General features: G+C 64.3%; 25 protein-coding genes and 1 pseudogene. 8 read left to right on the top strand and 18 right to left on the bottom strand.

Going from position 1 to position 26,565, the window contains the following annotated elements; all coding sequences use genetic code 11:
• Nucleotides 1-2: 2 nt before the first annotated feature.
• Nucleotides 3-854 carry an SDR family NAD(P)-dependent oxidoreductase gene (locus HAP54_RS30890; protein WP_166293920.1) on the bottom strand — a complete coding sequence of 284 codons (852 nt, stop codon included), beginning with the start codon at nucleotides 852-854 and terminating at the stop codon, nucleotides 3-5.
• 4 nt (nucleotides 855-858) lie between these two features.
• Entirely contained in the window at nucleotides 859-1,416 is a 558-nt protein-coding gene (locus tag HAP54_RS30885; RefSeq protein ID WP_166293918.1) for a carboxymuconolactone decarboxylase family protein, read from the bottom strand.
• 216 nt (nucleotides 1,417-1,632) lie between these two features.
• Here HAP54_RS30885 and ilvD point away from each other — a divergent pair, with 216 nt between their 5' ends.
• The gene (gene ilvD, locus HAP54_RS30880) at nucleotides 1,633-3,477 is read left to right on the top strand and encodes a dihydroxy-acid dehydratase (protein ID WP_166293916.1); all 1,845 of its coding nucleotides are present in this window, start codon (nucleotides 1,633-1,635) and stop codon (nucleotides 3,475-3,477) included.
• Nucleotides 3,478-3,809: 332 nt separating this feature from the next.
• On the opposite strand, the gene HAP54_RS30875 is transcribed toward ilvD, so the two are convergent.
• The 5 genes from HAP54_RS30875 to HAP54_RS30855 all read right to left on the bottom strand — a co-directional run bounded on the left by HAP54_RS30875 (nucleotide 3,810) and on the right by HAP54_RS30855 (nucleotide 8,586).
• A protein-coding gene (locus HAP54_RS30875; RefSeq protein ID WP_166293914.1) for an IS630 family transposase occupies nucleotides 3,810-4,756 on the bottom strand; the annotation gives its coding sequence in 2 pieces (ribosomal slippage) (nucleotides 3,810-4,417 and nucleotides 4,417-4,756; 948 coding nt in all).
• A gap of 97 nt (nucleotides 4,757-4,853) precedes the next feature.
• On the bottom strand, nucleotides 4,854-5,069 hold the full coding sequence (locus HAP54_RS30870; protein ID WP_166293912.1) for a hypothetical protein: 216 nt from the start codon (nucleotides 5,067-5,069) through the stop codon (nucleotides 4,854-4,856).
• Nucleotides 5,070-5,654: 585 nt separating this feature from the next.
• Nucleotides 5,655-6,704, bottom strand: coding sequence for a hydroxyacid dehydrogenase (locus HAP54_RS30865; RefSeq protein WP_166293910.1), 1,050 nt, complete (start codon nucleotides 6,702-6,704; stop codon nucleotides 5,655-5,657).
• A gap of 15 nt (nucleotides 6,705-6,719) precedes the next feature.
• Nucleotides 6,720-7,616 carry an amidohydrolase family protein gene (locus HAP54_RS30860; RefSeq protein ID WP_166293908.1) on the bottom strand — a complete coding sequence of 299 codons (897 nt, stop codon included), beginning with the start codon at nucleotides 7,614-7,616 and terminating at the stop codon, nucleotides 6,720-6,722.
• A 4-nt stretch (nucleotides 7,617-7,620) separates the two neighbouring features.
• Nucleotides 7,621-8,586, bottom strand: coding sequence for a Bug family tripartite tricarboxylate transporter substrate binding protein (locus tag HAP54_RS30855; protein ID WP_166293906.1), 966 nt, complete (start codon nucleotides 8,584-8,586; stop codon nucleotides 7,621-7,623).
• Nucleotides 8,587-8,773: 187 nt separating this feature from the next.
• Here HAP54_RS30855 and HAP54_RS30850 point away from each other — a divergent pair, with 187 nt between their 5' ends.
• Both HAP54_RS30850 and HAP54_RS30845 read left to right on the top strand, forming a co-directional pair.
• Nucleotides 8,774-9,337, top strand: a complete 564-nt coding sequence (locus HAP54_RS30850; protein ID WP_166293904.1) for a thiamine pyrophosphate-binding protein — start codon at nucleotides 8,774-8,776, stop codon at nucleotides 9,335-9,337.
• Nucleotides 9,338-9,345: 8 nt separating this feature from the next.
• On the top strand, nucleotides 9,346-9,948 hold the full coding sequence (locus tag HAP54_RS30845; protein ID WP_175619244.1) for a thiamine pyrophosphate-dependent enzyme: 603 nt from the start codon (nucleotides 9,346-9,348) through the stop codon (nucleotides 9,946-9,948).
• A gap of 132 nt (nucleotides 9,949-10,080) precedes the next feature.
• On the opposite strand, the gene HAP54_RS30840 is transcribed toward HAP54_RS30845, so the two are convergent.
• The 5 genes from HAP54_RS30840 to HAP54_RS30820 form a co-directional block, all read right to left on the bottom strand.
• Nucleotides 10,081-11,142 (bottom strand): ketopantoate reductase family protein, encoded by a 1,062-nt coding sequence (locus tag HAP54_RS30840; protein WP_166293902.1) that lies wholly within the window; start codon nucleotides 11,140-11,142, stop codon nucleotides 10,081-10,083.
• Nucleotides 11,143-11,251: 109 nt separating this feature from the next.
• Entirely contained in the window at nucleotides 11,252-12,586 is a 1,335-nt protein-coding gene (locus HAP54_RS30835; RefSeq protein WP_166293900.1) for an IS1182 family transposase, read from the bottom strand.
• A gap of 195 nt (nucleotides 12,587-12,781) precedes the next feature.
• The gene (locus tag HAP54_RS30830; protein ID WP_166203874.1) at nucleotides 12,782-13,171 is read right to left on the bottom strand and encodes a DUF1236 domain-containing protein; all 390 of its coding nucleotides are present in this window, start codon (nucleotides 13,169-13,171) and stop codon (nucleotides 12,782-12,784) included.
• A gap of 210 nt (nucleotides 13,172-13,381) precedes the next feature.
• Nucleotides 13,382-14,155: an NYN domain-containing protein gene (locus tag HAP54_RS30825; RefSeq protein WP_166293898.1), complete on the bottom strand. Its 774-nt coding sequence runs from the start codon at nucleotides 14,153-14,155 to the stop codon at nucleotides 13,382-13,384.
• Nucleotides 14,156-14,310: 155 nt separating this feature from the next.
• Nucleotides 14,311-14,718, bottom strand: coding sequence for a hypothetical protein (locus HAP54_RS30820; RefSeq protein ID WP_166293897.1), 408 nt, complete (start codon nucleotides 14,716-14,718; stop codon nucleotides 14,311-14,313).
• Nucleotides 14,719-15,083: 365 nt separating this feature from the next.
• Between HAP54_RS30820 and HAP54_RS30815 the strand changes: the two genes are divergently transcribed.
• The gene (locus HAP54_RS30815; RefSeq protein WP_166293895.1) at nucleotides 15,084-16,496 is read left to right on the top strand and encodes an MFS transporter; all 1,413 of its coding nucleotides are present in this window, start codon (nucleotides 15,084-15,086) and stop codon (nucleotides 16,494-16,496) included.
• Nucleotides 16,497-16,612: 116 nt separating this feature from the next.
• Nucleotides 16,613-17,371: a GntR family transcriptional regulator gene (locus HAP54_RS30810; protein WP_166293893.1), complete on the top strand. Its 759-nt coding sequence runs from the start codon at nucleotides 16,613-16,615 to the stop codon at nucleotides 17,369-17,371.
• A gap of 106 nt (nucleotides 17,372-17,477) precedes the next feature.
• Here HAP54_RS30810 and HAP54_RS30805 read toward each other — a convergent pair whose 3' ends face one another.
• From HAP54_RS30805 to HAP54_RS30795, 3 genes are read right to left on the bottom strand one after another with little or no spacing between them, the layout of a single operon-like run.
• Nucleotides 17,478-18,587, bottom strand: coding sequence for a Zn-dependent alcohol dehydrogenase (locus tag HAP54_RS30805; RefSeq protein ID WP_166293891.1), 1,110 nt, complete (start codon nucleotides 18,585-18,587; stop codon nucleotides 17,478-17,480).
• 25 nt (nucleotides 18,588-18,612) lie between these two features.
• Complete coding sequence (locus tag HAP54_RS30800) at nucleotides 18,613-18,930, bottom strand: DUF6166 domain-containing protein (protein ID WP_166293889.1); 318 nt, start codon at nucleotides 18,928-18,930, stop codon at nucleotides 18,613-18,615.
• A gap of 28 nt (nucleotides 18,931-18,958) precedes the next feature.
• Nucleotides 18,959-19,156, bottom strand: a complete 198-nt coding sequence (locus HAP54_RS30795; RefSeq protein WP_166293887.1) for a hypothetical protein — start codon at nucleotides 19,154-19,156, stop codon at nucleotides 18,959-18,961.
• A 107-nt stretch (nucleotides 19,157-19,263) separates the two neighbouring features.
• Here HAP54_RS30795 and HAP54_RS30790 point away from each other — a divergent pair.
• Nucleotides 19,264-20,210, top strand: a protein-coding gene (locus tag HAP54_RS30790) for an IS630 family transposase (RefSeq protein WP_414646153.1) whose coding sequence is annotated in 2 segments (ribosomal slippage) — nucleotides 19,264-19,612 and nucleotides 19,612-20,210 — 948 coding nt in all. Because the reading frame shifts where the segments join, the coding sequence is not laid out codon by codon here.
• A 12-nt stretch (nucleotides 20,211-20,222) separates the two neighbouring features.
• On the opposite strand, the gene HAP54_RS30785 is transcribed toward HAP54_RS30790, so the two are convergent.
• The 3 genes and pseudogenes from HAP54_RS30785 to HAP54_RS30775 all read right to left on the bottom strand — a co-directional run bounded on the left by HAP54_RS30785 (nucleotide 20,223) and on the right by HAP54_RS30775 (nucleotide 23,790).
• Nucleotides 20,223-20,600, bottom strand: a complete 378-nt coding sequence (locus HAP54_RS30785) for a hypothetical protein (RefSeq protein WP_166293883.1) — start codon at nucleotides 20,598-20,600, stop codon at nucleotides 20,223-20,225.
• Nucleotides 20,587-21,384, bottom strand: a pseudogene (locus tag HAP54_RS30780) (fatty acid hydroxylase family protein). Before HAP54_RS30780 ends, HAP54_RS30785 begins: the two are co-directional and overlap by 14 nt.
• A 276-nt stretch (nucleotides 21,385-21,660) precedes the next feature.
• Nucleotides 21,661-23,790: an acetate--CoA ligase family protein gene (locus tag HAP54_RS30775; RefSeq protein WP_166293881.1), complete on the bottom strand. Its 2,130-nt coding sequence runs from the start codon at nucleotides 23,788-23,790 to the stop codon at nucleotides 21,661-21,663.
• Nucleotides 23,791-24,006: 216 nt separating this feature from the next.
• On the opposite strand from HAP54_RS30775, the gene HAP54_RS30770 reads away from it, so the two are divergent.
• Together HAP54_RS30770 and oxc are read left to right on the top strand one after the other, a co-directional pair.
• Complete coding sequence (locus tag HAP54_RS30770; protein ID WP_051346457.1) at nucleotides 24,007-24,702, top strand: GntR family transcriptional regulator; 696 nt, start codon at nucleotides 24,007-24,009, stop codon at nucleotides 24,700-24,702.
• A gap of 72 nt (nucleotides 24,703-24,774) precedes the next feature.
• The gene (gene oxc, locus HAP54_RS30765; protein WP_166293879.1) at nucleotides 24,775-26,508 is read left to right on the top strand and encodes an oxalyl-CoA decarboxylase; all 1,734 of its coding nucleotides are present in this window, start codon (nucleotides 24,775-24,777) and stop codon (nucleotides 26,506-26,508) included.
• Nucleotides 26,509-26,565: the final 57 nt, after the last annotated feature.

Raw genomic sequence — 26,565 nt, 5'->3', positions numbered from 1 at the left:
GCTCACAAACCGCTGAGCCCGCTGTCCACCGCCAGCGTCTGCGCGGTGACGTAGACGCTTTCATCCGACATGAAGAACAGCACGGCGTAGGCGATCTCCCACGCCGTGGCCTGACGGCCGAACGGGACATGCCCCTTGCCGCGCGATGGCCGGCCGGCGCCGGCCTCGCGGCCGTTCGGGGTGTCGACCAGCCCGGGATAGACCAGATTGGCGCGGATGCCGCGCCGCGCACCGGCATGCGCGATGTTGCGCATCAGACCGCCGAGCGCAGCCTTGGAGGAATCATAGACCGCCATCTGCGATCCCGCCTTCAGTGCCGCGATCGAGGAGATGAAGACGATCGCGCCGCCGTCCGCGAATTTCGGCAAGGCAGCGCGGCAGCACAGCATCGGGCCGCGGACGTTGACGTCGTAGATCCTGTTCCACTCCTCGGCGCTGACATTGTCGAGCCCGGTCTTGCCGAAAGTGCCGATGTTCAGCACCATGCCGTCGAGCCCGCCCATGGCGCGGTGCGCCTCGTCGATCATCCTGATGACATCGGCCTCGTTGGTGACGTCGGCGGCGATCGCGAACGCGCGGCCGCCGTCATCGGCAATACGCGCGACCGTATCCTCGGCGGAGGCGCGATTGAGGTCGGCGACCGCGACATGCGCGCCCTCGCGCGCGAACAGCAGGCTCATGGCGCGGCCGTTGCCGATCGGATCGGTCGCGGCATCGAACACGCGTTGGCCGCCGCCGACCACCAGAATGCGGCGTCCGTTGAGACGTCCCCTGCCCGGCGCGATGCCTGACGATTCCGCGCTCAGGGGACGGACATAGCGCTCCGGCTTGGAGTCTTGTGACGTGTCCGACATCTCATCAGCTCCGCTTCTTGCCGCCCTCGTAGACGGCCATGCCGGCGGCCGGATCGAGATCGGTCTCGGTCGCCTCCGTCAGCCGCGCCATCATCATGTAGAAGCCGACCGCGACGATCGCCTCGACGATTTCCTGGTCGCTGAAGTGTTTGCGCACAGCGGTAAAGGCGGCATCGCTGACGCGCACCTTCTCGACCACCTCGCGGCCGAAGCCGAGCAGCGCGCGCTCGGCCGCATCAAGTGCAGCATCGTCGTAATTGCCGCGCTCCACCGCATCGATCTGCGCCTGCGTCACGCCGACGCCGAGTGCGATCGGCACATGCTGGCGCCACTCATAGGCGCCGCCCTCGAGCTGCGCGGCCTGCAGGATCAGAAGCTCGCGGTTGACCGCCGACAGCTTCTGCTTGTGCAGGATCGAATTGCCGAGCCGCATCACGGGAATCGCATTGGCCTCGGCATGGGCCATCATGCGGAAGATGTTGAGCTTGACCGGCATTCGGTCGAACGCGGCGCGGATGTCTCCGCCGGTCGTCTCCGGATCAATCAGGGGCAGCCTTGCCACGCGTCTCTCCCTTTTGGTTGTTCTTGTTCATTGTCTTGCTGTCCGGCTTCCCGGTCCGTCCAGCTAATGCGCGGGGCCGGCTGAGATCAAGCTGGCCCGTCGGAATGGTCCGAATAGCGGGGTTCTGCCATGCGGTTCCGCGCTTGAATCCGCAGGCCCGGGCAGGCATAAGGACCCCATCTCCCCTAAAAAATGCCCATAGCCCAAGGATTTACGATGCCCGCCTATCGCTCCCGCACCACCACCCACGGCCGCAACATGGCGGGTGCTCGCGGCCTCTGGCGCGCCACCGGCATGAAGAACGAGGATTTCGGCAAGCCGATCATCGCGGTGGTCAACTCCTTCACCCAGTTCGTGCCGGGACACGTGCATCTGCAGAACCTCGGCCAGCTCGTCGCGCGCGAGATCGAGAAGGCCGGCGGCGTGGCAAAAGAGTTCAACACCATCGCGGTCGATGACGGCATCGCGATGGGCCATGACGGCATGCTCTACAGCCTGCCCTCGCGTGAACTGATCGCCGACAGCGTCGAATACATGGTCAATGCGCATTGCGCCGACGCGATGGTCTGCATCTCGAACTGCGACAAGATCACGCCCGGCATGCTGATGGCGACGCTGCGGCTCAACATCCCGACCGTGTTCGTCTCGGGCGGCCCGATGGAATCGGGCAAGATCCTGCTCAAGGGCAAGAAGCGCGCGGTCGACCTGATCGACGCGATGGTGGCGGCCGCCGACTCCAACGTGTCGGACGAAGAGGTCGAGGTGATCGAGCGCTCGGCCTGCCCGACCTGCGGCTCCTGCTCCGGCATGTTCACCGCAAACTCGATGAACTGCCTGACCGAGGCGCTCGGCCTCGCACTGCCCGGCAACGGCTCGGTCCTGGCCACCCATGCCGACCGCAAGAGCCTGTTCGTCGAGGCCGGCCATCTGATCGTCGACCTCGCCCGCCGCTACTACGAGCAGGACGATGCCAAGGTGCTGCCGCGCAATATCGCGAACTTCAAGTCGTTCGAGAACGCGATGACGCTCGACATCGCGATGGGCGGCTCGACCAACACCGTGCTGCATCTGCTCGCCGCCGCGCGCGAGGGCGAGGTGCCGTTCACGATGACCGACATCGATCGTCTGTCGCGCAAGGTGCCGGTGCTGTGCAAGGTCGCGCCCTCGGTGCAGGACGTCCACATGGAGGACGTGCATCACGCCGGCGGCATCATGGCGATCCTCGGCGAGCTCGACCGCGCCAGGCTGCTCACCACCGACGGCCCGACCGTGCATGCCGCGACGCTCGACGACGCGCTGAACCGTTGGGACGTGGTGCGAACCTCAAGCGACAAGGTGCGCAACTTCTATCGTGCCGCGCCGGGCGGCGTGCCGACCCAGGAAGCCTTCAGCCAGGACCGCCGCTTCGACGAGGTCGATCTGGACCGCGCCAAGGGTGTCATCCGCAACGCCGAGCACGCCTATTCCAGGGATGGCGGTCTCGCCGTGCTGTTCGGCAATCTGGCGGAAGATGGCTGCATCGTGAAGACCGCCGGCGTCGACGAGAGCATCCTGAAGTTCTCCGGTCCGGCCCGCATCTTCGAGAGCCAGGACGCATCGGTCGACGCCATCCTGGGCAACAAGGTGAAGGCCGGCGATGTCGTGCTGATCCGCTATGAAGGTCCGCGCGGCGGTCCGGGCATGCAGGAGATGCTGTACCCGACCAGCTATCTGAAGTCGAAGGGACTTGGAAAGGCCTGCGCGCTGATCACCGACGGCCGCTTCTCCGGCGGATCGTCCGGCCTGTCGATCGGCCACGTCTCGCCGGAAGCCGCCGAGGGCGGCCTGATCGGCCTGGTCGAGGAAGGCGACATCATCGAGTTCGACATCCCGAACCGCAAGGTCAACCTCAGGGTCGACGACGCCGAACTGAAGCGCCGTCGTGCGGCGATGGAAGCCAAGGGCAAAGCTGCGTGGAAGCCGGCCGCACCGCGCAAGCGCGCCGTCTCGACCGCGCTGAAGGCCTATGCGGCGTTCGCGAGCAGCGCGGCCAAGGGTGCCGTGCGCGTCCTGCCGGAGTAACAAGCGACGAGCTTGGCCGCGTTTGGCTCCGGTCTCGCGGCAGACCAGCTGCACCTCTCCCGCTTGCGGGAGAGGTCGTCGCAGGGTTGCACTGCCAAAATATCGAAAACAACCCCATGCAAAGTAGCCGGCGGACACGGCAACTTGACTCGACGGGCAACTCAGCGGTATTCTTCGATTATCCAGAAATCGTGCAGACGCCCTCCCCCCGGGACTATCGCATCGGCATTTCCGGACTTCTGCAACAGACGCATATGCGATTGCCCTCCCCCGCAAGCGGGAGAGGGAGCACAGAGCGGATGCGGCTGATCTCGACCTAGAGCATTTTCCGATCACGTTGCGTCGTAACCAGCCGCGACGAGATAATTTTGGCATTCCTCGGGTGAGAAGCGCTTGAGAGCGTTGGCGATTGCTTGCCAGAGATCGGGCATGGTGCGCGCTGCGGCGGCCCGCAACAGGGCTTTCAGTTTAGAGAAGGCCATTTCGATCGGGTTGAAGTCTGGACTGTAGGGCGGAAGATAGAGCAGGCTTGCTCCGACCGCCCGGATGGCCTCTCGAACGCCATGGACCTTGTGAGCGGGCAAGTTGTCCATGATAACGGTATCGCCCGGCCGCAGCGATGGGGCGAGCAATTGCTCGACGTAGGCCAGGAAAGCGTCGCCATCCATTGGACCGTCCAGAACAAGCGGCGCGATCAGACCGTCGGAGCGCAATCCAGCGGTGAATGTCGTCGTCTTCCAATGTCCGTGTGGGATAGCTGCACGACATCGCTCGCCGCGTGGCGAGCGGCCGTAAAGCCGCGCCATTTTGGTGTTGGCGCTGGTTTCGTCGATGAAGACGAGACGCTCAGGGTCAAGATCGATTTGCCCTTCGAGCCACTCCTCACGCGCGGCATTTATATCGCCGCGCCGTTGCTCGGCGGCGTGCGCTGTCTTTTTTTAAGTGTGATCTTTCTGCGCTGGAAAAAACGCCAGAGCGACGCGATGCCAGTCGATATTCCACGACGTTTCAACAGTTCTCGCAACTCGGCGAGCGTGATATCCGGCTTCGCTGTCACTGCCTCCAGAATCAATTGCGAATGCGCTTCGATGCGCTGCGATTTGCGGTCACCGCCCTGGCGTTTAGGAACGATGTCGCCAACTTCCTTGAGGCGACCGCGCCAGCGGATCGCACTGGCCGCGCTGACACCAAAGCGCTCAGCAGCCTGTCGACAGGACATGCCACCGTCAATCGCGGCTATCACCCTTTGACGAAGATCAACCGAAAGCGCCCTGGCCATACATGCTGGCCTCCCTCGCCAGCATGCAGCTTGAATCTGACTCGCGCCGTTTTGGGAATCCCCACCCGATTCATTCCGGTCGGAAAATGCTCTAGCGTCACGTCACGTGCAAGTCGGCCGCTTCGATCCGGATGCGGTCAGCATGCAGTGACCAGTCGCACAGCGATTGTTCCTGACAGAATTTGAGCTTGGCCATCTCGGTGGCCTGGCCTTCGCTCGAGGCGTCGATCTCGAGCGCGCCCTGACAGACCTCGCGCTGGCGGCCATTGCCGCCGAGCACGTCCTTCATGAAATGAACGACGAAGCGTGACATGGAACCCTCCCTGCTGCGGGGGCAGAGCCCGGGGTTCACGTGCTAGCACTGACGCGGGGCGATGTTGAGTTAATTCGGCGCGCGGTTGCGGCGCACGGTGGAAAACTTACGCGCCGGCCTGCGGCAGGCTGGCGGCAGCGATCGCGACGATCTGCGCAATGCGGCGGCCGATCCTGGCCGGAGCTGCACGGAGGTATGACTGGACCTGTCGCATGACGCATTTTCCTTCCGCGCCCGGAATGGTCGGGCGCACCGGGAAAATGGCGATTTCGCCCTAAGCCGTCGATATCTCGGGGAAAATAACAACGGACGCTTCGTGAGGCGGTCGTTTGGCAGTGGGTTTGTTGTCCCGATCGAGGTTCCGGCGAAGGAGATTTTCTCCGACGGTTTTTTAGCCGCACGGCACGCTCCACCTCTCCCGCTTGCGGGGGAGGTCGGATCGCATCGCAGATGCGATCCGGGTGGGGGCTCCCTCCACGATGCGACTCGCGGAGAGAGCCCCCACCCCCACCCTCCCCCGCAGGCGGGAGAGGGAGCCCACGGCCGGTGGACGTGGAGACATCAAGCGCCGATGCCGCGGATCACCTACCCCGGCATGAACCCGAACGCCTTCTCGAACCGCTTCGCGTAAACCGGCCAGACCTCGGGGTTGATGATGCGTGGCGGGCGCTTGCCGTCGAGTGCGTCGAGGATCTGCTCGGCCGCGATGCGGCCCATGTTCATCCGCGCCTCGCGGGTGACGCCGGCGGTGTGCGGGCTCGCCAGCACATTGTCGAACTGCAGCAGCGGATGATCCGGCGGCGGCGGCTCCTTGTCCCAGACGTCGAGGCCGGCGCCGGCGATGCGTTTTTCGCGCAGCGCGTCTTCCAGCGCCTTCTCGTCATGGATGAAGCCGCGCGCGGTGGTGACGAAATAGGCGTGCGGCTGCATCAGCGCGAATTCGCGCGCGCCGATCATGCCTCGGCTCTTGCTGTCCAGCGGACAGGAGATCGAGACGAAATCGGCGCGGCGCAAGAGATCGTCGAGCTCGACCTTCTCCCCGCCCCGCTTCGCCATCTCATCCGCGGTGAGATAGGGATCGTAGGCGATCACCTTCATGTGCAGCAGGCCCTTGCACAGCTCGGCGATACGGCGGCCGACATTGCCGAGGCCGACGATGCCGACCGTCTTCTCGTTCAGCTCGTTGCCGATCAGGTCGTTGCGGTTGACATTGGCCTCGCGCCGCAGCCTGCGGTCGGACTGGATGATGCGCTTCGACAGCGTCAGCATCATGCCGAGCGCGTGCTCGGCGACCGAATTGGCATTGCCGCCGGACTGGTTGACGACAAGCACGCCCGCCGCCGTGCAGGCATCGACGTCGACGGGATCGAACCCGGCGCCGTTCGAGGAGACGATCAAGAGGTTCGGCGCGCGGTTCAACAGCTCGGCATGGGCATGGAAATGCGGTGCCAGCTCATCGCGCGCCGCGCCGATCTGATAGGCATGCGCATCGGCGAGGACCGGCGCGAACGTCGCCTCTGGCGTCTCGTTCTCCAGACGATCGAGCCGGACGTCAGGCCGCTTCTTCAGGATGTCGACGTAGATCTCGTGGGCGAGGTATTTGACGTAGAACACGCGCTTGTTGTTGACGGTCATGTCTTCGGACAGCTCTCAGTTTGGGAAGCCATAGAGTTTTGCGGGATTGTCGACGAGGATACGGTGCCGGGCCGCCGCATCCGGCGTCCATTCCTGGAACAGCGTGAGCAGATGGCCGGCGTCGGGCATCTCACCCGCGACCCGCGGATGCGGCCAGTCGCCGCCCCACACCAGCCGCTCGGAGTTGGCCGCGACCAGCGCCTCGTGGAACGGCCGCGCATCCGGATAATCCGGCGCTTGCTGGCTCAGGCGATGCGCGCCGGAAAGCTTGGCCCAGCACCAGCCCTCGCCGACCGCGCGCAGCAGGCTCTGGAAACCCTCGGTGTTGGTGCCAGCACGCGCATCGGTGCGGCCCATGTGATCGACTACGACCGGCAGCCCGAGCGCCTTCAGTGTCGGGATCGTGTCCGGCAAGTCCTTCACATCAATCCAGAGCTGCAGATGCCAGCCGAGCTCGGCCATCACAGCCGCGTGCGTCTCGGCGACACCAAGCGGAATGCCGCCGCGATAGTGCAACTGGCCGGCGCGGAAGAAATGGTTGAAGCGCAAGCCGCGCACACCGAGCACATGCCATTGCCGCAGCGTGCCCGCCGCGACATCGGCATCGGCCACCGCGACGCTGCGCAGCCGCGCGGGCTCGCGCTGTAGCGCATCCAGCATCGCCGAGTTGTCGCGGCCATGCGCGCTGCCCTGCACCAGCACGCCGCGGCTGAAGCCGAGCGCATCGAGCATGCCGAGATAGGTCGCAAGCGGCGCGTCCGGCGGCGTGTAGCTGCGATCTCCCGCATAGGCAAAGCGGTCCGCCGGCCCGAACACATGCGCATGGGTATCGCAGGCCTTCGCCGGCAACCTTTCCCTAGGCGGCGTCACCGGACGCGGCGGCAGGCAGGCGGGAATCTCTGACGCAGCCATCGGCTCACTCCGCCTTCATGCCGGCGGCCTTGATGATCGGCCCCCATTTGTCGTAGTCGGCCTTGATCTTGGCTGCGAATGTCTCCGGCGTCGAGCCGATCGGGATCGCGCCAAGCTTGCCGAGACGCTCCTTCACGGCCTCGGTGTTCACTGCCGCGACGAAATCGTGCGAGATTCTTGCGACGAGATCGGCGGGCATGCCGCCAGGGCCGATCAGGCCCCACCACACCTCGGTGTCGTAGCCCGGCACGGTCTCCGACATGCTGGGCACGTCAGGCAGGAACGGCGCGCGCGAGCCCGTCGTCACCGCCAGCGCGCGAACGGTGCCGGCCTGCAACTGCCCGACCGATTCCGGCCCGTTGTTGAACGACATCGGAATTTGTCCGCCAAGCAGATCGTTGATCGCGGGTGCGCCGCCCTTGTAGGGGATCGCGTTGAGATCGATCTTCGCCAGGCTCTTGAGCAGTTCTCCGGCAAGATGGGTCGAGGTACCGTTGCCGGCATGGGCGAAGGACAGGCTACCCGGCTTTGCCTTCGCCGCAGCGATGACGTCGCCGACCGATTTGAACGGTGAGTCCGCGCGCACCAGCAGCACGTTCGGCGACGATGCCAAAAGCGAGATCGGCGAAAAATCCTTGAACGTGTCGTAGGGCAGTTTTGGATACAGGAAGGGATTGGTGGCGTGGCCGCTCGCCACCATGATCAGGTTGTAGCCATCGGGTGCGGAGGTCGCGATCGCCTGCGAAGCGATCACCCCGCCGGCACCCGGCCGATTCTCGACCACGATCGACTGCGTCCAGGATTTTGACACCGCTTCGGCCAGCGTCCGCGTCAGCACATCGACGCCGCCGCCGGGCGGATATGGGACGAGAATGTGAACGGCCTTGGCCGGGAACGGCTGCGCGGACGCAAGGCCGGCCACAACCATGGCCGCTGCCGCAATGGCGGTCCGCCAGACCCATCCGGCCATCGACGCCTCCCGTCCCTTTATCGTTCCGTCCCTTTATCGTTAAGCCTCTATCGCACGTTGGTTCGGCGCTGGGATGGCCGAATTCCGCAGATCGCGTTGCGGCCGCGGCATGTTGACAATCGCATGCACGGCGTCAAGTTGCGTGTCACAAGCGCGCCTTGAGCATCGCGCGAGCAGGGAGAACAGGATGGCGGCCGCGGAACAAGCCTCGTCCCAAAATACAGCGAAGGACACGGCGACCACCTGGCACGGCATCGTGCTGCAAACGCTGAAGCGGAACGAGATCAAGCTGGTGCCCTATGTGCCCGACCGGGTGCTGACCACGCTGATCAAGAACCTGCACGCCGATCCCTATTTCACGACGTTTCCGACCGCGCGCGAGGAAGAGGCCGTCGGCATCGTCTCCGGCGCCTGGATGGCCGGAATGCGCGGCGCGGTGCTAATGCAGACCTCGGGCTTCGCCACGCTCGCCAACGTGCTGGCCTCGCTGGCGGTGCCCTACCAGATCCCGCTGATCATGTTTGTCTCCGAGCGCGGCACGCTCGGCGAGTTCAATTACGGCCAGGCGCTGGTCTGCCGCACCATGCGTCCGGTGCTGGATTCGCTTGCAATGGAACATCACACCATCACCCGGCTCGACGAGCTCGAATTCATCGCCGACCGCTCGATCAAGCAGGCCGTCGCCACCCAGGCGCCGGTGGCGCTGATCCTCTCGCCGCTGCTGACCGGCGGCAAAACCTTCGACAAGTGAGCGCCGCCATGATCAACACCCACGCGCGCAACACCAAGGTGATGAACCGCTTCGACCTCACCCAGCGCCTCGTCGCCAAATTGAAGGACGAGGCCGTGATCGGCGGCATCGGCAACACCAATTTCGACCTGTGGGCCGCCGGCCACCGCCCGCAGAATTTCTACATGCTGGGCAGCATGGGACTTGCGTTCCCGATCGCGCTCGGCGTCGCGCTGGCGCAGCCGAACCGGCGCGTGTTCGCGCTCGAAGGCGACGGCTCGCTGTTGATGCAGCTCGGCTGCCTCTCGACGATCGCGACCCTGGCGCCGAAGAACTTGACGATGGTGGTGATGGACAACGGCATCTACCAGATCACGGGCGCGCAGCCGACGCCTGCCGCCGGCCCTGCCGATGTCGTCGGGCTCGCGCTCGCCAGCGGCCTTGCCAACAGCTCGTGGGCCGCCGACGAGGACGATTTCGAGCGCCTGATCGAGCAGTCGAAACAGGCCTCAGGCCCGTCACTGATCGGCGTCCGCATCGACGACAAGCCCGGCACCGGCACCACCCGCCGCGACCCCGTCCAGATCCGCGAGCGGTTCATGAGCGGCATGGGGGTGAGGCAGCTGTTGTAGGCAATCTGCCACGATATCTCCCCCGACATTGCGAGCGACGCGAAGCAATCCATCTCTCCGCACACGTGGACAGATGGATTGCTTCGCTCCTCGCAATGACGGGGGTCAGCGCTGTGGCGCGGAGCCTACCTCTCAGTTCATCCGCAACTCCGTGATGTGCCGCGGATCCGGCGCGAGTTCGCCGCGTTCGACGCGCTTGACGATGTCGGTCAGCGCGGCGTTGGCCGTGCAGGCGATACCGAGCTTCTCGCCTTCGCGCACCACGAGGCCGTTCAAGAACTCGATCTCGGTGCGGCGGCCCTTCTGCATGTCCTGGCCCATCGAGGGGCGCTGCGCCGATGACGTGCGCTTGGCATCCTTGAAGCGTTGCTCGTCGCAGGCGCGCGTCGCGGCCTCATCGCCCTCGCCGGCCCGCGCGATGGTCTCGGGCGGCAGATGCAAGATTTCTTCCAGCTGATAGCCCTGCGCCTGCCCGACCCGGATCGCCTCGCTGCCGAGCCGCGTTGAGAAGCGGCGCAGCGGTTCGCTTTGCAGCACCTCACCGCCGGGCAGGCCGGTGCAGGCCGACAGCCCGTTGCCCATCACATTGGCGACCAGTTTCGACCAGCGCTCGCCCCACAGATTGCCCGTGACTTTTGCGCTGTCGGAATAGCCGACGAGACGGCAAACCTCTTCCGCCCGAGCGGTGATGCGGCCATGCACCTCGCCGGCGCGAAACACGGTGTGCGCAGCCCCGCCCTTGCCCGCGCCGCGGTGGATATGGCCGGGCTCGGGCAGATTGACGGTGATGCTGCTCGCGATGCAGCCGAGCGTCTTGCCCCAGCCGACAATGCCGGCGATCGTCTCCTCGTTCATGCAGTTCTGCAGCGACACGACGTAACCATCGGCCGCCAGATATTGCCGGATCAGCATCGTCGCCCAGGCCGTGTCGTACGACTTCATGCAGACGAAGGCGATATCAACCGGCTTTTCCTTCGCCAGTTGCTGCGCGTCGGTGACGTGCAGCGCGCGCACCGGCACCGAGAACTCCGCGACGTCCATCGCGTGCGTGACCCGCAGTCCGTGCTTGCGCATGTGCTCGACATGCTCGGGCCAGGGATCGATGAAGGTGACATCCTCACCCGCCTGCACCATATGCACACCGGCGTAGCCGCCGACCGCACCCGCGCCGACGATCGCGATCTTCCGACCCATGTTTCCATCCTGCTCTTGGCCGACGCTGGCCGCGTCCGCTCGTTGGGGCCAGTCTAGGAGCCCGTCCAGATATGTTTTCGTGACGGGCATTTGTTGTAGAGTAGCAGGCTCAGGCTGCGTTTGCGAGGTTGAACAGCTTGAGGAGGTTATGGACGGTGCAGATCATTGTCCACTCGGCGCGCACTTTCTCGATGCCCCGCAACAGGAACTGGCGGAAGCCTCTTGCCTGTTTGATCTGCCCGAACACCGGCTCCACCACTTGCTTTCGCAATCGGTAGGGTGTTTCGAAGCCGCCATCGTCGATCTTCTTTCGCATGGCCTGTGTCAGCGGGCCGCCGACTTTTCCGTTCGCTACTGTCGGGTGCTTGGCGCGTCCGGGCGCGACATAGCCATCGATGCTGCGTGTGTCGAGCGCTTCGAGATTGGCTTCGCTGCAGTAGCCGGAATCCGCTGAGGCCTGCCGCGGCTTGCGGCCAAGATTGCTCTCGATGGCCTCGATCAGGGGCACCAACTGGCCCTGATCGCTGCCGTGCTGGGTCAGTTCTTGCGCGACAATGATCTGGGCATGTGCATCGACGGCCGCCTGGGCATTATAGGCCTGAACGAAGCCATCCTTCGACTTCATGATGCGGCTTTCCGGATCGGTGAAGTTGCGTTGCGCCTTGGGATTGGGTTCCTCCGATGGCAGCGCCGCCGGTTTGCCCGGCTTCTTGCGGCCTTCGGCCTGGCGCTGCTGTTCCTTTTCGGCCTCGATGCGGCGCTCTTCCTCCGCCGCCAGTTTGGCGTCCGCTTCCAGCGCCGCCATCGCTTGCTGGATCTTCGCCAGCCGTTTCTGCTTGTCGACGGTCCAGTCCGGCAGTTCGTCGCTGTTGCCGAAAGTCTCATCCTCCGAGGCATCCGCCGCCTCGGCGGCCGCCAGCATGCGAGCGACCTCGGCCTTCAATTCCGCCTCGCGCTTCTTCATGCGCTCATAACTCATCGCCTTGTGTTTCGACGCGTTCGCCTTGATCTTCGTACCATCCAGCGCGACATGACCGAGCTTGACCAGCCCGGCCGTCTCGCACAACTTCAGAACCTGCACGAATAGCGCGCCGAGCGCCTTCAAATGTCGCTTGCGAAAGTCGCAGATCGTCCGAAAATCCGGCGCATCCAGCGCCACGATCATCACAAAATCGTTCCGCTCCCGGCAGGCCTTGGCAATCCGACGCGACGAATACAGCCCACTCGCATAGCTATGCAGCAGCAGCGCCACCATCATCCGCGGATCAAACGGCGGCTGCCCAAGCCCGCTCACATAGCTGCCCATGATCTCCCTGAGATCGAGGCTCTCCCGCACCAGATCAACCATAAACCGCGAGACATGGCCTTTCGGCACGAAGTCCTGCACATTCGGCGGCAGAAGCAGCGTCTGATCGATGTTCCAAGGCCGAAAATACTTGCTCATCGCCCAATGTTGAATCAGACCCGACCAGATTTGAACAGCGACTATCCAGACAAGCTCCTAGGGGATCGCGCCGTCAGGCCAACCGCTCGGTGCATGCCAAAAGCGGACCTGTGCCATGCCCGTATTCATGGGACAAACGAATCCCCGCGGGCGATGCGCCCGCGAGGATGTCGACAGTCAGAAATCCGGGCGCGATCAGTCGATGACCCTCACCACCCTGCGGGTGCGGGAATCCACGATCACGCGGTGATCGTTGACGATCGCATAGTGATATTCGGCGTAGCGCGGCACGGGGTGCAGCACGACCGTATCCGGCAGCGGCTCGCCGACCACGACGCGTTCGCGCACCACCACCGAAGGCTCGCCGCGCGGAATCGATCCGATCACCGCATTCGGAATCTCGAGGCCGGCGCCGACCGCAGCACCAACGGTGCCGCCGACGATCTCGCCGACGGGACCTGCGATTTCACCACCGGTCCGCGCACCGTTCGCGGCGCCCGCTGCAGTCGTGGACTGCGCGAAGGCCGAACCGGACGCAAGCAGCGACGCAGCAGCGACAAGGGAAACGGCAAAACGCTTGTTCATCATTCTCCTCCTCCGAGTTGTGAGCTGCCCCTCAACATCGCAAGCAATGAGAACGTTCCAGTTCCAACAGCGCAACTTGCGCGCAGACAGCGGTTCCGCGCGCAATTCCCTTCAGTTCCGGTGCGAATGAAAATGCCGCGTCGGATGGAAGTCCGAGGCGGCATTCATGATCAGTTCAGATTGAAGCGGATCAGAGCAGGCGCGGGCCGCTCATTCCGCAGGTTTTCGCGGCGCTCGCCGTCTTGGCGGCCTTGGCGGCGGTGCAGCCGCCGGCTTGACGCGGATTCGCATCGTCCCACCCTTGGACTCGATCTCGAAGGCGTTTGTCCTGCGCACCAGCTCACCCAGGGTGCGGAAGCCGTAGGTCCTCTGATCGAAATCGGACGCCAGATTGGCGAGCTGCCGTCCGACCTCGCCGAGCGTCACCCAGCCGTCCTCGCTCGCCATCTGGCCGATGACCTTCTTGAGGATGGGCGTCGCGGCGTCAGGCGGCTGCAACGGCTGGGCACGCACCGCCGCATCCTGATTGCTCGTCACCCCGCCGCGCAAATTCTCGGTATAGACGAACCTGCGGCAGGCCTGCCGAAAGCTCTCCGGCGTCTTCTGCTCGCCGAACCCGAACACGTCGATGCCATGCTCGCGGATGCGGGCGGCAAGGCGCGTGAAATCGCTGTCGGAGGACACCAGGCAGAAGCCATCGAACCGGCCGCTGTGCAGCAGGTCCATGGCGTCGATGACCAGCGTGATATCGGACGCATTCTTTCCGGTCGTATAGGCGAACTGCTGCTGGGGGATGATGGCGTGCTTCGACAGCACGTCGGCCCAGCCCTTGGATCGCGGATTGGAGAAGTCGCCGTAGATGCGGCGAACGCTGGCCTCGCCGATCTTGGCGATCTCCTCGAACAGCGCGTCGGCGATCCTTGCAGATGCATTGTCGGCGTCGATCAGGACGGCGAGTCGGGGCGAACGCAGTTCGGAAGGCATGGCTTTTCTCGGCTGGGAAGCGATGGATCGGCGTCTCCGCAAACGGCAGCGGAACCGGCGCGGCGCCGCATCGGAGCACATCGCGCGTCCCAAGCATAGGCTTGGCGGCCGTCGGGTAGATTTTCGCGACGACGGCAGCCTTCAGGCGGTGCGGATCAGATTACTTCGCCCATGTCGATCGCCCGCCTGGCGAATTCGATGGCCTTCTCGGCGGTGATCGCATCCGCCGTCGTCGTTGCGTCGTCGCGCACCGAGGGCGGAAAGGCGATCCGGATCTTCTTGCCGTTCGACCGGCGGATAGTGGCGCGCCAGCGATCGACATCGCGCCGGTAGGCATCGATCACATAGTCCTTGTAGGCGACGCCGCTCATGAGCGGCTGCCGCGATGCCATGTCGAGACCGGGCGGCCGGCTTGCGATATCGCGAACCAGTTCGACGATGGCCTCGACGGCATGGTCGCGCGCCACGCCGGTCGCGTCCCTGAGCAGATAGCTCACCGCCGCGTCGATCTGCGCCCTCGCGCGATCGTCGTTCTCAAAATCCGAATCGAGCTGAATTGACATGGTAGGGAAAACGCCTCCTCCGGACGCGCCATCGGATACCTTCCGGGTATCGCGCACGTGCAACCACGAGACGTTTAATCGGCCCCCCGTTAAAGCCGGATTATCTGTTAGCCCCCGATTTCTCGGATGCCGTTAACCGGGTGGCGATGCCGCTCCGGAGGGCCTCCGAAGCGGCACCGATTGTCGACCAGATCACAGCAGGCCCGTGCCGCGCGCCGATTTGTCCGCGGCCGCATCCGGCGCCGCAGCCGGGTTCGTACCGCCAATTCCGCACTGATCACCAATTGACATATCACTGCTATCCGTGTGACATTTCATGGACGGGCCGGCAAGAGCCCAGCAACGTCCAGCTGGGCAGGACAGCCATGACCATTTCCGACGTCACCGCATCGGCCGGTAGCCGGGCTCCGGCCGCCGTCGCGCGCACCGCGCAAGCGCAGCAGGTCGCCGACATCGCGGCACGGCTCGAGCGCCTGCCGCTGACCTCCTATCAACGCTGGATCTTCGGAATCATCGCGACCGCATGGTTCTTCGACAGCATGGACCTGGCCGCGCTGACTTTCGTGCTCGGCTCGATCCGACAGACCTTCGGCCTGTCGACGGCGGAAACCGGGCTGCTGTCCAGCATGAGCTTCCTCGGCATGTTCGCAGGCGCCGCCTCCGCCGGCCTGCTTGCCGACCGATTCGGCCGCGCCCGCGTCTTCCAGGTCAGCATGATCTTCTGGGGATTGGGCAGCCTGTGCTGCGGTCTCTCGACGACGGCGACCGCGCTCGGCGCATCCCGCCTGCTGCTCGGCTTCGGAATGGGCATGGAGTTTCCGGTCGCGCAGTCGATGGTCTCGGAGATCATGCCGGCCAAGAACCGCGGCCGCTACATCGCTTTCCTCGAAGGGTTTTGGCCGCTCGGCTTCATCGCGTCGGGCCTGTTGACCTACTTCGTGCTGCAGGCCGCCGACTGGCGCTGGGTCTTCATCTTGCAGGCGATCCCGGCCGTCTTCGTGCTTGTGGTGCGACGCTACGTTCCGGAATCGCCGCGCTGGCTGGCTTCCCACGGCTATTCCGAGCAGGCCGAAGCGACCGTGCGCGACATTGAAAGCAGGGTCCGCGATCGTCTCGGCAGCAAGGAACTGCCGCCGGTCGTGCGCCAGGCCGCCGCTCCCGCGTCCGAAGTGACGGGCCTGAGGACGCTGTTTTCAGGCATCTACGCCAAGCGGACCACGATGTTGTGGACCTTGTGGTTCTTCGCGCTGCTCGGCTTCTACGGTCTGACCACGTGGCTCGGCGCGTTGCTGCAGGCCAAGGGATTCCCGATCACCAAATCGGTGTTCTACACGATCCTGATTTCGCTCGCCGGCATCCCCGGCTTCCTGGTCTCGACGTGGCTCGTCGAATCCTGGGGCCGAAAGGCGACGCTGGTGATGAACCTGCTCTGCGGCGCGATCGCCTGCCACTTCTACGGCTCGGCGGCGGACCAGACCCAGCTCATCATTGCCGGCCTCTGCATGCAGTTCTTCCTGTTCGGCATGTGGTCGGCGCTCTACGCCTATACGCCTGAACTGTACCCGACCCATGTTCGTGCCACCGGAACCGGTTTTGCCTCCGCGGTCGGCCGAATCGGTTCACTGATCGGCCCTTATGTGATCGGCGTGATCCTGCCTGCGGCGGGACAGAGCGGCGTGTTCGCACTGGGCGCCGGCGCGTTCGTGGTGGCGGCGCTGGCGGTGCTGTTGCTCGGCGAGGAAACCCGCGGCCGGACGCTGGAGAGCATTTCGCACTGATGATGCGCTGCTGTTCGCTGCATACGGCCGGATTCGGCGTAGCGCTGATCGACTGGCCTTGTCAGTGCCATCGGGGCATGTGAGATATCTGCTGTACAGCAGCACGCGTGACCCCGATGGCCGATTCGAACAAGCGATCCAGCACGGTGCGCGCGCGCGCAGCCGGAAGCCGCCGGCCGGCGCGGCGATCGTCCGCCGCCGCCGATAAGCCGCGCGCTGCCGCGCAGGCCCCGCTCCCGCAAGGCGACGTCACCCTCACCGATCGCGCCTATGCCGAGCTGGAAGAGCTGATCGTGACCCTGCAACTGCCGCCCGGCACCGCGCTCTCCGAGCTCGTGCTCGCCAAGCGGCTCGACATCGGCCGTACCCCGATTCGCGAGGCGTTGCAGCGGCTGTCGCGCGACGGCCTCGTCAACATCCTGGCCCGTCGCGGCGTGCTGGTGTCCGAGATCGACCTGCGGGCCCAGCTCCGCCTGCTCGAGGTCCGGCGCGAGTTGGAACGGCTGATGGCGCGCGGCGCCGCCGAGCGCGCCACCAGCGAGCAGCGCGCGCAATTCACCGAGATCGCCGCCGGCATGCGGCGCGCGGCGGAAAAATCCGACGATCTGCTGTTCATGCGGCTGGATCACCAGTTCAACACACTGATCTCCGCGGCATCACGCAACGAGTTCGCCACCCGCGCCATGGGCCTGATGCACGGCCTGTCGCGCCGATTCTGGTACCAGCATTACAAGGAAGCGGCCGATCTGCCGCTCGCGGCGCGGCTGCATGCCGACGTCGCCGAAGCCGTCGCCGAGCGCCGCGTCGATGCCGCTGGCGCGGCGTCCGACAACCTGATCGACTACATCGAAAGTTTTGCACGTTCGACGCTGTGAGAGCTTTGGATCATGATGCGATTACATGGAATCGCATCATGATCTCATCTCTTTGTTTGAGCATGATCTCTTCGGAAAACCGGATTCCACTTTTCCGGATCATGCTCTAGAACTCGACGACCGTGCGGATCGAGCGGCCGCGCCGCAACGCCTCGAAGCCATCATTGATGCCGTCGAGGGTGCAGCGGCCGGTGATCAGTTCGTCGAGCTTGAGCCGGCCATCGAGATAGGCCTGCGCCAGCAAAGGGAAGTCGCGCCGTGGCCGCGCCCCGCCGTAGCTCGAGCGGCGAAATCGCTTCTCGCCCATCAACGCCCCCCAGCGGAAACTCACATCTTGCGTGACGTCGATCTTGCCGAGCCAGATCACCTCCCCCCCCGGCCGCACCGCCTCCGCGGTCTGCCGAAACGCCAGCGGATGGCCCGCCGCCTCGAGAATGACGTCAGCGCCCCGCCCGCGCGTCGCCTCCTTTGCGAACTGGACCGGGTCCTGGCGCGCCGCGTTGACGACCTGCGTCGCGCCGAGCGTTCGCGCCAGCGCAAGCTTTGCATCATCGAGGTCGACCGCGATGATCGCACCGGCGCCGGCGAGCCGGGCGCCCTGCACCGCTGCCAGCCCGACCGCGCCGCAGCCGGTGACCATCACGGTATCGCCATGGCCGATGTCGGCGACGTTCAGCGCGGCGCCAACGCCGGTCATGACGCCGCAGCCGATCAGGCACGCGCGATCGAACGGGATATCCTTTGGCACCACGATCGCCTGCTGCGCCGGCAGCACGACATATTCCGAGAACGCGCCGAGGAACATCAGATGCGCCAGGCCGCTGCCGCCCGCGAGCTGCGCCTTCGACGCGCCGTCGAAATGCACGCCTTCCGCGCCCCTGGCGAGATAGGTCTCGCACAGGATCGGCTGCCCACGGTCGCAGTGAAAGCAGTGCCCGCAATGCGGATTCCAGGACAGGATCACGTGATCGCCGGCGCGCACGTCACGCACCGCGCTGCCGACCTCCTCGACCACGCCGGCCGCCTCGTGCCCGAGGATCATCGGCAAGGGATAGCGCAGCGATCCGTCGATCACCTCCAGATCGGTGTGGCAGAGCCCCGCGGCACGCACCTTCACCACGACGTCGGTCGGCATGGGTGGTGCAAGCGAAACGCGCTCGACCGAAAGCGGCGTTCCGCTTTGATGCAGCACCGCCGCGCGACAGGTCAGGGTCATCTCGAAAGGCTCTCTGTCGGAAAAATCAGCGTGGGTTAGGCCGTCCGCCCGGACCGCAGCGCCGTGACCGCGTGTCGAGATCGGCGGAGGAAAGTTCCCATTCATTGTCGAAATTGGCGACGACGCGCCGCATGAACGCTTCGTGCAGCGCCTTCGCAGCGGCGGCGTCGTGCAGATGATCATAGAGCAGCGCGAAGGCCAGTTGTGCCGGCTCCGGCCCCTCATAGCTCCATTCAAAACCGTGTTCGGTGAGCCGAAGCTGGTCGTAATGCGCAGACAGCGGCGCGCCGTCGACCAGCACGGAAATGCCGTCGATGGTGCGGTCCCCGGTATAGCTCGCCATCGGCTCCTCCCTGTGCTGCCGCATCATATCAGGATCCCGGCGGACGCATCTTGAGGTTCTTCTTGACGACCTCGGGGAAGATCCACATCGCGACCGTGGCAAACACGCCGAGGAAAGCAACGGCGAAGCTCGGTCCCCGCCGTCCCAGATAGACCATGAAAAAGTATCCACCGGCCGCCGTGGCAAGGCACGCCAGCGACAGCATGAGCTTGATGTGGCTTGGCATCGAGACCTCCCTCTAGAGCATTTTCCGACCGGAATGAATCGGGTGGGGATTCCCAAAACGGCGCGAGTCAGATTCAAGCTGCATGCTGGCGAGGGAGGCCAGCATGTATGGCCAGGGCGCTTTCGGTTGATCTTCGTCAAAGGGTGATAGCCGCGATTGACGGTGGCATGTCCTGTCGACAGGCTGCTGAGCGCTTTGGTGTCAGCACGGCCAGTGCGATCCGCTGGCGCGGTCGCCTCAAGGAAGTTGGCGACATCGTTCCTAAACGCCAGGGCGGTGACCGCAAATCGCAGCGCATCGAAGCGCATTCGCAATTGATTCTGGAGGCAGTGACAGCGAAGCCGGATATCACGCTCGCCGAGTTGCGAGAACTGTTGAAACGTCGTGGAATATCGACTGGCATCGCGTCGCTCTGGCGTTTTTTCCAGCGCAGAAAGATCACACTTAAAAAAAGACAGCGCACGCCGCCGAGCAACGGCGCGGCGATATAAATGCCGCGCGTGAGGAGTGGTTCGAAGGGCAAATCGATCTTGACCCTGAGCGTCTCGTCTTCATCGACGAAACCAGTGCCAACACCAAAATGGCGCGGCTTTACGGCCGCTCGCCACGCGGCGAGCGATGTCGTGCAGCTATCCCACACGGACATTGGAAGACGACGACATTCACCGCTGGATTGCGCTCCGACGGTCTGATCGCGCCGCTTGTTCTGGACGGTCCAATGGATGGCGACGCTTTCCTGGCCTACGTCGAGCAATTGCTCGCCCCATCGCTGCGGCCGGGCGATACCGTTATCATGGACAACTTGCCCGCTCACAAGGTCCATGGCGTTCGAGAGGCCATCCGGGCGGTCGGAGCAAGCCTGCTCTATCTTCCGCCCTACAGTCCAGACTTCAACCCGATCGAAATCGCCTTCTCTAAACTGAAAGCCCTGTTGCGGGCCGCCGCAGCGCGCACCATGCCCGATCTCTGGCAAGCAATCGCCAACGCTCTCAAGCGCTTCTCACCCGAGGAATGCCAAAATTATCTCGTCGCGGCTGGTTACGACGCAACGTGATCGGAAAATGCTCTAGGTCATCCAGATGTGAAAAGACGGTGCAGCCACGCCGACGAGCAGCGCAAGCGCCGCAATCATGGCGCAGCAGGACAGGCGCAATCCCGCCCGTCCGTTACGCCACCATTCCGGCAGCGCCTGAAACAGCCCGGGCAGGAACAGGAACAGCACGCCGCCTACGACAACGACCGTGGTCCAGCGCAGCTCGACCAGGGCGAATGCCAGCGTGCCGGCGAGCAGCGTCACCCACAATATCGTCGTCACCGTCACCGGCAGAACGGCGCGTCCGCGCAGTGGATACATCCCGGCCAGTTGCAGGAAGCCGATGCAGCACACGCTCCACAGCAGACCGAACCAGGCGAGGCCGGCGAGGTTGGGTTCAAGCTGCGGCATGCGGCACCGATCGCTCCTTCGCCACGACCCGCGGCGTCCTCGCCGTCCGTCGCATGTCGGTCTTCACGTAGCGCGTGCTGTAGCCGTTGAAGATGTGGCCGAGCAGGCCGCGATTGAGATCGGAGGTGCCCAACAGGCAGTCCATCACCGGGAAGGTCAGATTCATGTTCCGCTCCATCATGATCGACTGGTTGTGATGGGCGGTATGATGCCGGCGGATGGTGTTGACAAAAGGCATGTTGCGCACGAAGGCATTTTCCTCGACGTGGCAGCAGAAGTGCATGAATTCGTAGATCAGTTACATCGACGTCGTCGTGGTGATCAGCAGCCAGCCGGTATTCGCCGAGATCACGAGGCCGGCGACGATCGCCGGCGGGATCGACATCAGGGTAAACACCACGAGCGCATAGGGAGGGAAGAAGGTGACGCGCCAGTCGTGATGATCGGCAAAGCGCATTTCCTCCTCGGTGAAGAACTGATGGTGCATCAGCGTGTGGCGGCTGTAGATCGCGCGCAGCAGCGGCACGTTCGACGGCCGGTGCATGACGAAGCGATGCACCGCCCATTCGAAGAAGTTTGCAATCAGGAAGACCGCCGGAATGGTGAGGTATTCCCACCACTTCACGTCATGCACATTGGCCAGGTAGACGTACAGCGCCGTGAAGCCGATCGTGTAGATCAGCACGACGTGCAGCCAGCCATTGTACCAGCCCACCACGCGCTCGCGGTAGGTCGCGCGATATTTGCGCTGGCGGTCGGTCATCCCTGTTGCAGCCAACTCCATCGCGGCTCCCTCCATCATCCTTCATCTGACATATCAATAGTACATCAGATGCGAAAGGCAAGCTGCCTTGCTGGGCCGAACGCGATCGGGAAAAAGGAATGGCGCGCGGAACCCGCGCAAGACGCAGCAGGAAGCCTGGGCAGGTTTTCGAACGATCGGGCCGATGCCGCCCTTTCCCGCTCACCTCGGCGGCAAGGCTCAGACGGGGCGACCCAATAAAAAGGGCCGCCCCGGACGATGTCCGAGGCGGCCTGTGGTCTTCGATGGATCAGACGATCACAGCAGGCCCGCGCCACGCGCCCACTTGTATTTGGCGCCCAGCACCTCGACCGGCAGTTCGGTCGAATAGGCGTAGGCCGGAATGCCGTTCTGGTAGAGATATTCGGCAGCTTCCTCGACCTCGACGTCGCCGGCGAGCGAGGCGACGATCGGCTTGACGAAGCCCTTCGCCTCCATCTCCTTCTTCACCTCAACCATGTTGCGCGCGAACACCATCGGCGGTGTCACGATCGTGTGCCAGTAGCCGAGGATCAGCGCGTGGATGCGCTCATCCGACAGGCCGAGCTTCACCGTGTTGACATAGGTGATCGGCGGCTCGCCGCCGGTGATATCCACAGGATTGCCGGCCGCGCCGAACGGCGGGATGAACTTGCGGAACGCCGCATCGAGATCCGGCGGCATCGACATCAGCGACAGGCCGTTGTCGACCACGGAGTCGGAAAGCAGCACGCCGGAGCCGCCGGCGCCGGTGATGATCAGGATGTTCTCGCCCTTCGGCGTCGGCAGCACCGGCACGCCGCGGGCGAATTCCAGCAATTGCCGCAGGCTGCGGGCGCGGATCACGCCCGACTGCTTGAACACGTCCTCATAGATCTTGTCGTTACCGGCCAGCGCGCCGGTGTGCGACGAGGCAGCCTTGGCGCCGGCCGAGGTGCGGCCGGCCTTGAGCACCACCACCGGCTTCTTCTTGGAGACGCGCTTGGCGGCCTCCGCAAAGGCGCGACCGTCCTTCAGGTCCTCGCAGTGCTGCGCGATCAGGTTGGTGTTGGGATCCTGCTCGAAGAAGGCGAGCAGATCGTCCTCGTCGATGTCGGACTTGTTGCCGAGGCCGACGATCGCCGACACGCCCATCTTGGCCGAACGCGAGAAGCCGATGATCGCCATGCCGATGCCGCCCGACTGCGACGACAGCGCGGCGTGGCCCTTGACGTCGTAGGCGGTGCAGAACGTCGCGCACAGATTGGCCGGGGTATAATAGAAGCCGTAGATGTTCGGCCCCATCAGGCGGATGTCGTACTTCTTGCCGACCTCGACGATCTCGGCCTGCAGCTCGGGCGCACCGGCCTCGGCAAAGCCCGACGGAATCAGCACCGCACCGGGGATTTTCTTCTCGCCGCATTCGGCGAGCGCACCGGCGACGAATTTCGCGGGGATCGCGAACACCGCCGTGTCGATCACGCCGGGGACGTCCTTGACGCTCTTGTAGGCCTTGTAGCCGAGAATTTCCTCGGCCTTGGGGTGGATCGGATAGATATCGCCCTTGTAGCCGCCGTTGATGAGGTTCTTCATCACCGAGTTGCCGATCTTGCCGTCCTCGGCGGAGGCGCCGATCACGGCCACGCCCTTCGGCTGCATGATGCGGCTCATCGCCGCGACGATCTCCTCGGTCGGACGCGGCGCCGGGCGCGGCTTGTAGTCGAAGTCGACGACGATGCGGACGTCGGCCGCGATCGCGTTCTTGCTGGTGGCGAACACCGGATTGAGGTCGAGCTCGACGATCTCGGGGAAATCGCTGACCAGCTGCGACACCTTGACGATGACGTCGGCCAGCGCCTCGCGATTGACCGGCTCGCCGCCGCGCACGCCCTTCAGCATCTCATGGGCCTGGATGCCGTCGAGCATCGACAGCGCATCGTCCTTGGTCGCGGGCGCGAGACGGAAGGTGATGTCCTTGAGGATTTCGACCAGCACGCCGCCGAGGCCGAAGGCGACCAGCTTGCCGAACGAGCCGTCGGTGATCGAGCCGACGATCACCTCGGTGCCGCCGCCCAGCATCTGCTGCACCTGGATGCCCTCGATCTTGGCATCGGCCTTATATTTCTTGGCGTTGGCGAGGATGGTCTCGTAGCTCTTCTCGGCGTCCGCGGCGCTCTTGACGCCGACCACTACGCCGCCCGCCTCGGTCTTGTGAAGGATGTCGGGCGAGACGATCTTCATCACGACCGGGAAGCCCATGTCGGAAGCGATCCGGGCGGCCTCGGCCGCCGACTTGGCAACGCCTTCCTTCGGCACCGGAATGCCGTAGGCATCGCACACCACCTTGCCTTCGGGCGCGGTGAGACTCGTGCGCTTGTCGGCCTTGACCGCATCGAGAATTTTGCGGACCGCATCCTTAGAATTTGACATTGGCTTCCTCCTGGGACAGATTTCGTGGCATTTGGTATGCCAAAGACGTAATTGTCAAGGTCGCTTGATGTCGAAAAATATCGAAAAATATAGGCACCTTGACATCCTGGTATTTGGCATGCCAAAAATCTAGGGTATTTCTTCTGCTAAGAAGACGTCTCCAAGAGGAGGAGACGAGTCGTGCCAGAACCGAAACAGACCAAGGCGTCACCCAACATGGCTGACACAGATATCGCCATCGTCCGGATCGCGCCGGAGACGAGCTTCAAGAACAAGGCCTATGAGGCCTTGAAGGAAGCGATCCTGAAGATGGACATCTACGCGACGCCGGAGCCGGTGATGCTCGACGAGCGCGCATTGTCCGAGCGTCTCGGCGTCAGTCGCACGCCGATCCGCGAAGCGATCGCGATGCTCGAGCAGGACGGCTTCGTGAAGACCGTGCCGCGCCGCGGCATCGTGGTGGTCCGCCGCACCAAGGCGGAGATCGTCGACATGATCCGCGCCTGGGCGGCGCTGGAGAGCATGGCGGCGCGCCTGATCACGACCACCGCGCGCAAGAAGGACATCTCGTCGCTGCGCGACTTCTTCAAGGACTTCAGCGACGATCGCCTGCCGCAGGATCACGTCGAGGAATATTCGAAGGCCAACATCGCCTTCCACCAGGCGCTGATCTCGCTGTCGGAATCGCCTGTGCTGGTCGACCTCACCAATGACCTGCTGCTGCATGTGCGCGGCTATCGCCAGCTCACGATCGGCCGCAAGGACCGTACCGCGACCTCGCTGCCCGAGCATCTCGGGATCATCGAGGCACTGGAGGCGCGCGACACCGAACTCGCGGAAAAGCGCGCCCGCGATCATACGCTTGGCTTGGCGGCTTATGTCGAGGCGCACGGCCAGGAACTGTTCACCTAAGACTTAGAGTTCACACACGCTTCAGACGACATTCAGATCGTCCGAACAAGAACGACCAGGGAGACGATGCCGATGCTGAATACCGCTACGAAGTCCGAGGCACCGGGCACCGAGCAAGAGCTGACCGATGGCTTCCATCTCGTCATCGACGCGCTCAAGCTCAACGGCATCGACACCGTCTATGGTGTGCCGGGTATCCCGATCACGGACCTGGGCCGCATGGCCCAGGCGGCGGGCATTCGCGTGCTGTCGTTCCGCCACGAGCAGAACGCCGGCTATGCGGCCTCGATCGCCGGCTTCCTGACCAAGCGTCCAGGCGTCTGCCTTACGGTCTCGGCGCCCGGCTTCCTCAACGGCCTCACAGCGCTCGCCCACGCCACCACCAACTGCTTCCCGATGATCCTGGTCTCCGGCTCGTCCGAGCGCGAGATCGTCGACCTGCAGCAGGGCGACTATGAGGAGATGGACCAGCTCGCGATCGCCAAGCCGCTGTGCAAGGCGGCGTTCCGCGTGCTGCACGCCCAGGACATCGGCATTGGGCTGGCGCGCGCGATCCGCGCCGCGGTGTCGGGCCGCCCGGGCGGCGTCTATCTCGACCTGCCCGCAAAACTGTTCTCGCAGGTGATGAACGCCGACGCCGGCCAGAAATCGCTGGTCAAGGTGATCGATGCGGCGCCGGAGCAGATCCCCTCCCCGTCATCCGTCAAGCGCGCGCTCGACGTTTTGAAGAACGCAAAACGTCCGCTGATCATCCTCGGCAAGGGCGCGGCCTATGCGCAGGCCGACGAGGCGATCAAGAATTTCGTCGAGAAGAGCGGCGTGCCGTTCCTGCCGATGAGCATGGCCAAGGGCCTGCTGCCCGATCTGCATCCGCAATGCGCAGGTGCTGCGCGCTCGACGGTGTTGAAGGACGCCGACGTCGTGATGCTGATCGGCGCCCGACTCAACTGGCTGCTCTCGCACGGCAAGGGCAAGACCTGGGGCGAAGCCCCGAAGAAGTTCATCCAGGTCGATATCGAGCCGAAGGAAATGGATTCCAACGTCGAGATCGTGGCCCCCGTGGTCGGCGATATCGGCTCCTGCGTGTCCGCGTTCCTCGACGCCATGGGCGCGAACTGGTCGGCCGCACCGAGCGACTGGCTCGCCACCGTGGCGAAGAAGCGTGACGACAACGTCGCCAAGATGGCGCCGAAGCTGATGAGCAACGCCTCGCCGATGGATTATCACGGCGCGCTCGGCGCGCTGCGCGCCATCATCGCGGAACGTCCGGACACCATCTTCGTCAACGAGGGCGCCAACACGCTCGACCTCGCCCGCGGCGTCGTCGACATGCACAAGCCGCGCAAGCGGCTCGACGTAGGCACCTGGGGCGTGATGGGCATCGGCATGGGCTATTCGATCGCGGCCGCGGTCGAGACCGGCCTGCCCGTGCTCGCGGTCGAAGGCGACAGCGCGTTCGGTTTCTCCGGCATGGAGGTCGAGACCATCTGCCGCTACAAGCTGCCGATCTGCGTCGTGATCTTCAACAATGACGGCATCTATCGCGGCACCGACGTCAACGTTGCCGGTGACGATCCGGCGACCACCGTGTTCGTCAAGGGCTCACGCTACGACAAGATGATGGAAGCCTTCGGCGGTGTCGGCGTCAACGCCACCTCCCCCGACGAGCTGAAGCGCGCGGTCAATGCGGCGCTGGATTCCGGCAAGCCGACGCTGATCAACGCGGTGATCGATCCGGCGGCGGGCTCGGAGAGCGGCCGCATCGGCAACCTCAATCCGCAAAGCGTGCTGCAGAAGAAGAAGTAAGCAACCCCTTCAACCCATTTTCCCTGCGGGTGCAGGGGTAGACCAGAGTACACGGAG

The organism is Bradyrhizobium sp. 2S1, assembly GCF_011516625.5.
GTDB classification, from domain to species: Bacteria; Pseudomonadota; Alphaproteobacteria; order Rhizobiales; family Xanthobacteraceae; genus Bradyrhizobium; species Bradyrhizobium septentrionale.
The sequence above is the reverse complement of the archived record's forward strand: the minus strand, read 5'-3'. Positions and strand labels throughout refer to the sequence as shown.

Bases quoted from the DNA above. Each gene is read 5' to 3' on its own strand.
- HAP54_RS30890 (WP_166293920.1), bottom strand. From the start codon at position 854: ATGTCGGACACGTCACAAGACTCCAAGCCGGAGCGCTATGTCCGTCCC.
- ilvD (WP_166293916.1), top strand. From the start codon at position 1,633: ATGCCCGCCTATCGCTCCCGCACCACCACCCACGGCCGCAACATGGCG.
- HAP54_RS30870 (WP_166293912.1), bottom strand. From the start codon at position 5,069: ATGTCACGCTTCGTCGTTCATTTCATGAAGGACGTGCTCGGCGGCAAT.
- HAP54_RS30865 (WP_166293910.1), bottom strand. From the start codon at position 6,704: ATGACCGTCAACAACAAGCGCGTGTTCTACGTCAAATACCTCGCCCAC.
- HAP54_RS30860 (WP_166293908.1), bottom strand. From the start codon at position 7,616: ATGGCTGCGTCAGAGATTCCCGCCTGCCTGCCGCCGCGTCCGGTGACG.
- HAP54_RS30855 (WP_166293906.1), bottom strand. From the start codon at position 8,586: ATGGCCGGATGGGTCTGGCGGACCGCCATTGCGGCAGCGGCCATGGTT.
- HAP54_RS30850 (WP_166293904.1), top strand. From the start codon at position 8,774: ATGGCGGCCGCGGAACAAGCCTCGTCCCAAAATACAGCGAAGGACACG.
- HAP54_RS30845 (WP_175619244.1), top strand. From the start codon at position 9,346: ATGATCAACACCCACGCGCGCAACACCAAGGTGATGAACCGCTTCGAC.
- HAP54_RS30840 (WP_166293902.1), bottom strand. From the start codon at position 11,142: ATGGGTCGGAAGATCGCGATCGTCGGCGCGGGTGCGGTCGGCGGCTAC.
- HAP54_RS30835 (WP_166293900.1), bottom strand. From the start codon at position 12,586: ATGAGCAAGTATTTTCGGCCTTGGAACATCGATCAGACGCTGCTTCTG.
- HAP54_RS30830 (WP_166203874.1), bottom strand. From the start codon at position 13,171: ATGAACAAGCGTTTTGCCGTTTCCCTTGTCGCTGCTGCGTCGCTGCTT.
- HAP54_RS30825 (WP_166293898.1), bottom strand. From the start codon at position 14,155: ATGCCTTCCGAACTGCGTTCGCCCCGACTCGCCGTCCTGATCGACGCC.
- HAP54_RS30820 (WP_166293897.1), bottom strand. From the start codon at position 14,718: ATGTCAATTCAGCTCGATTCGGATTTTGAGAACGACGATCGCGCGAGG.
- HAP54_RS30815 (WP_166293895.1), top strand. From the start codon at position 15,084: ATGACCATTTCCGACGTCACCGCATCGGCCGGTAGCCGGGCTCCGGCC.
- HAP54_RS30810 (WP_166293893.1), top strand. From the start codon at position 16,613: ATGGCCGATTCGAACAAGCGATCCAGCACGGTGCGCGCGCGCGCAGCC.
- HAP54_RS30805 (WP_166293891.1), bottom strand. From the start codon at position 18,587: ATGACCCTGACCTGTCGCGCGGCGGTGCTGCATCAAAGCGGAACGCCG.
- HAP54_RS30800 (WP_166293889.1), bottom strand. From the start codon at position 18,930: ATGGCGAGCTATACCGGGGACCGCACCATCGACGGCATTTCCGTGCTG.
- HAP54_RS30795 (WP_166293887.1), bottom strand. From the start codon at position 19,156: ATGCCAAGCCACATCAAGCTCATGCTGTCGCTGGCGTGCCTTGCCACG.
- HAP54_RS30785 (WP_166293883.1), bottom strand. From the start codon at position 20,600: ATGCCGCAGCTTGAACCCAACCTCGCCGGCCTCGCCTGGTTCGGTCTG.
- HAP54_RS30775 (WP_166293881.1), bottom strand. From the start codon at position 23,790: ATGTCAAATTCTAAGGATGCGGTCCGCAAAATTCTCGATGCGGTCAAG.
- HAP54_RS30770 (WP_051346457.1), top strand. From the start codon at position 24,007: ATGGCTGACACAGATATCGCCATCGTCCGGATCGCGCCGGAGACGAGC.
- oxc (WP_166293879.1), top strand. From the start codon at position 24,775: ATGCTGAATACCGCTACGAAGTCCGAGGCACCGGGCACCGAGCAAGAG.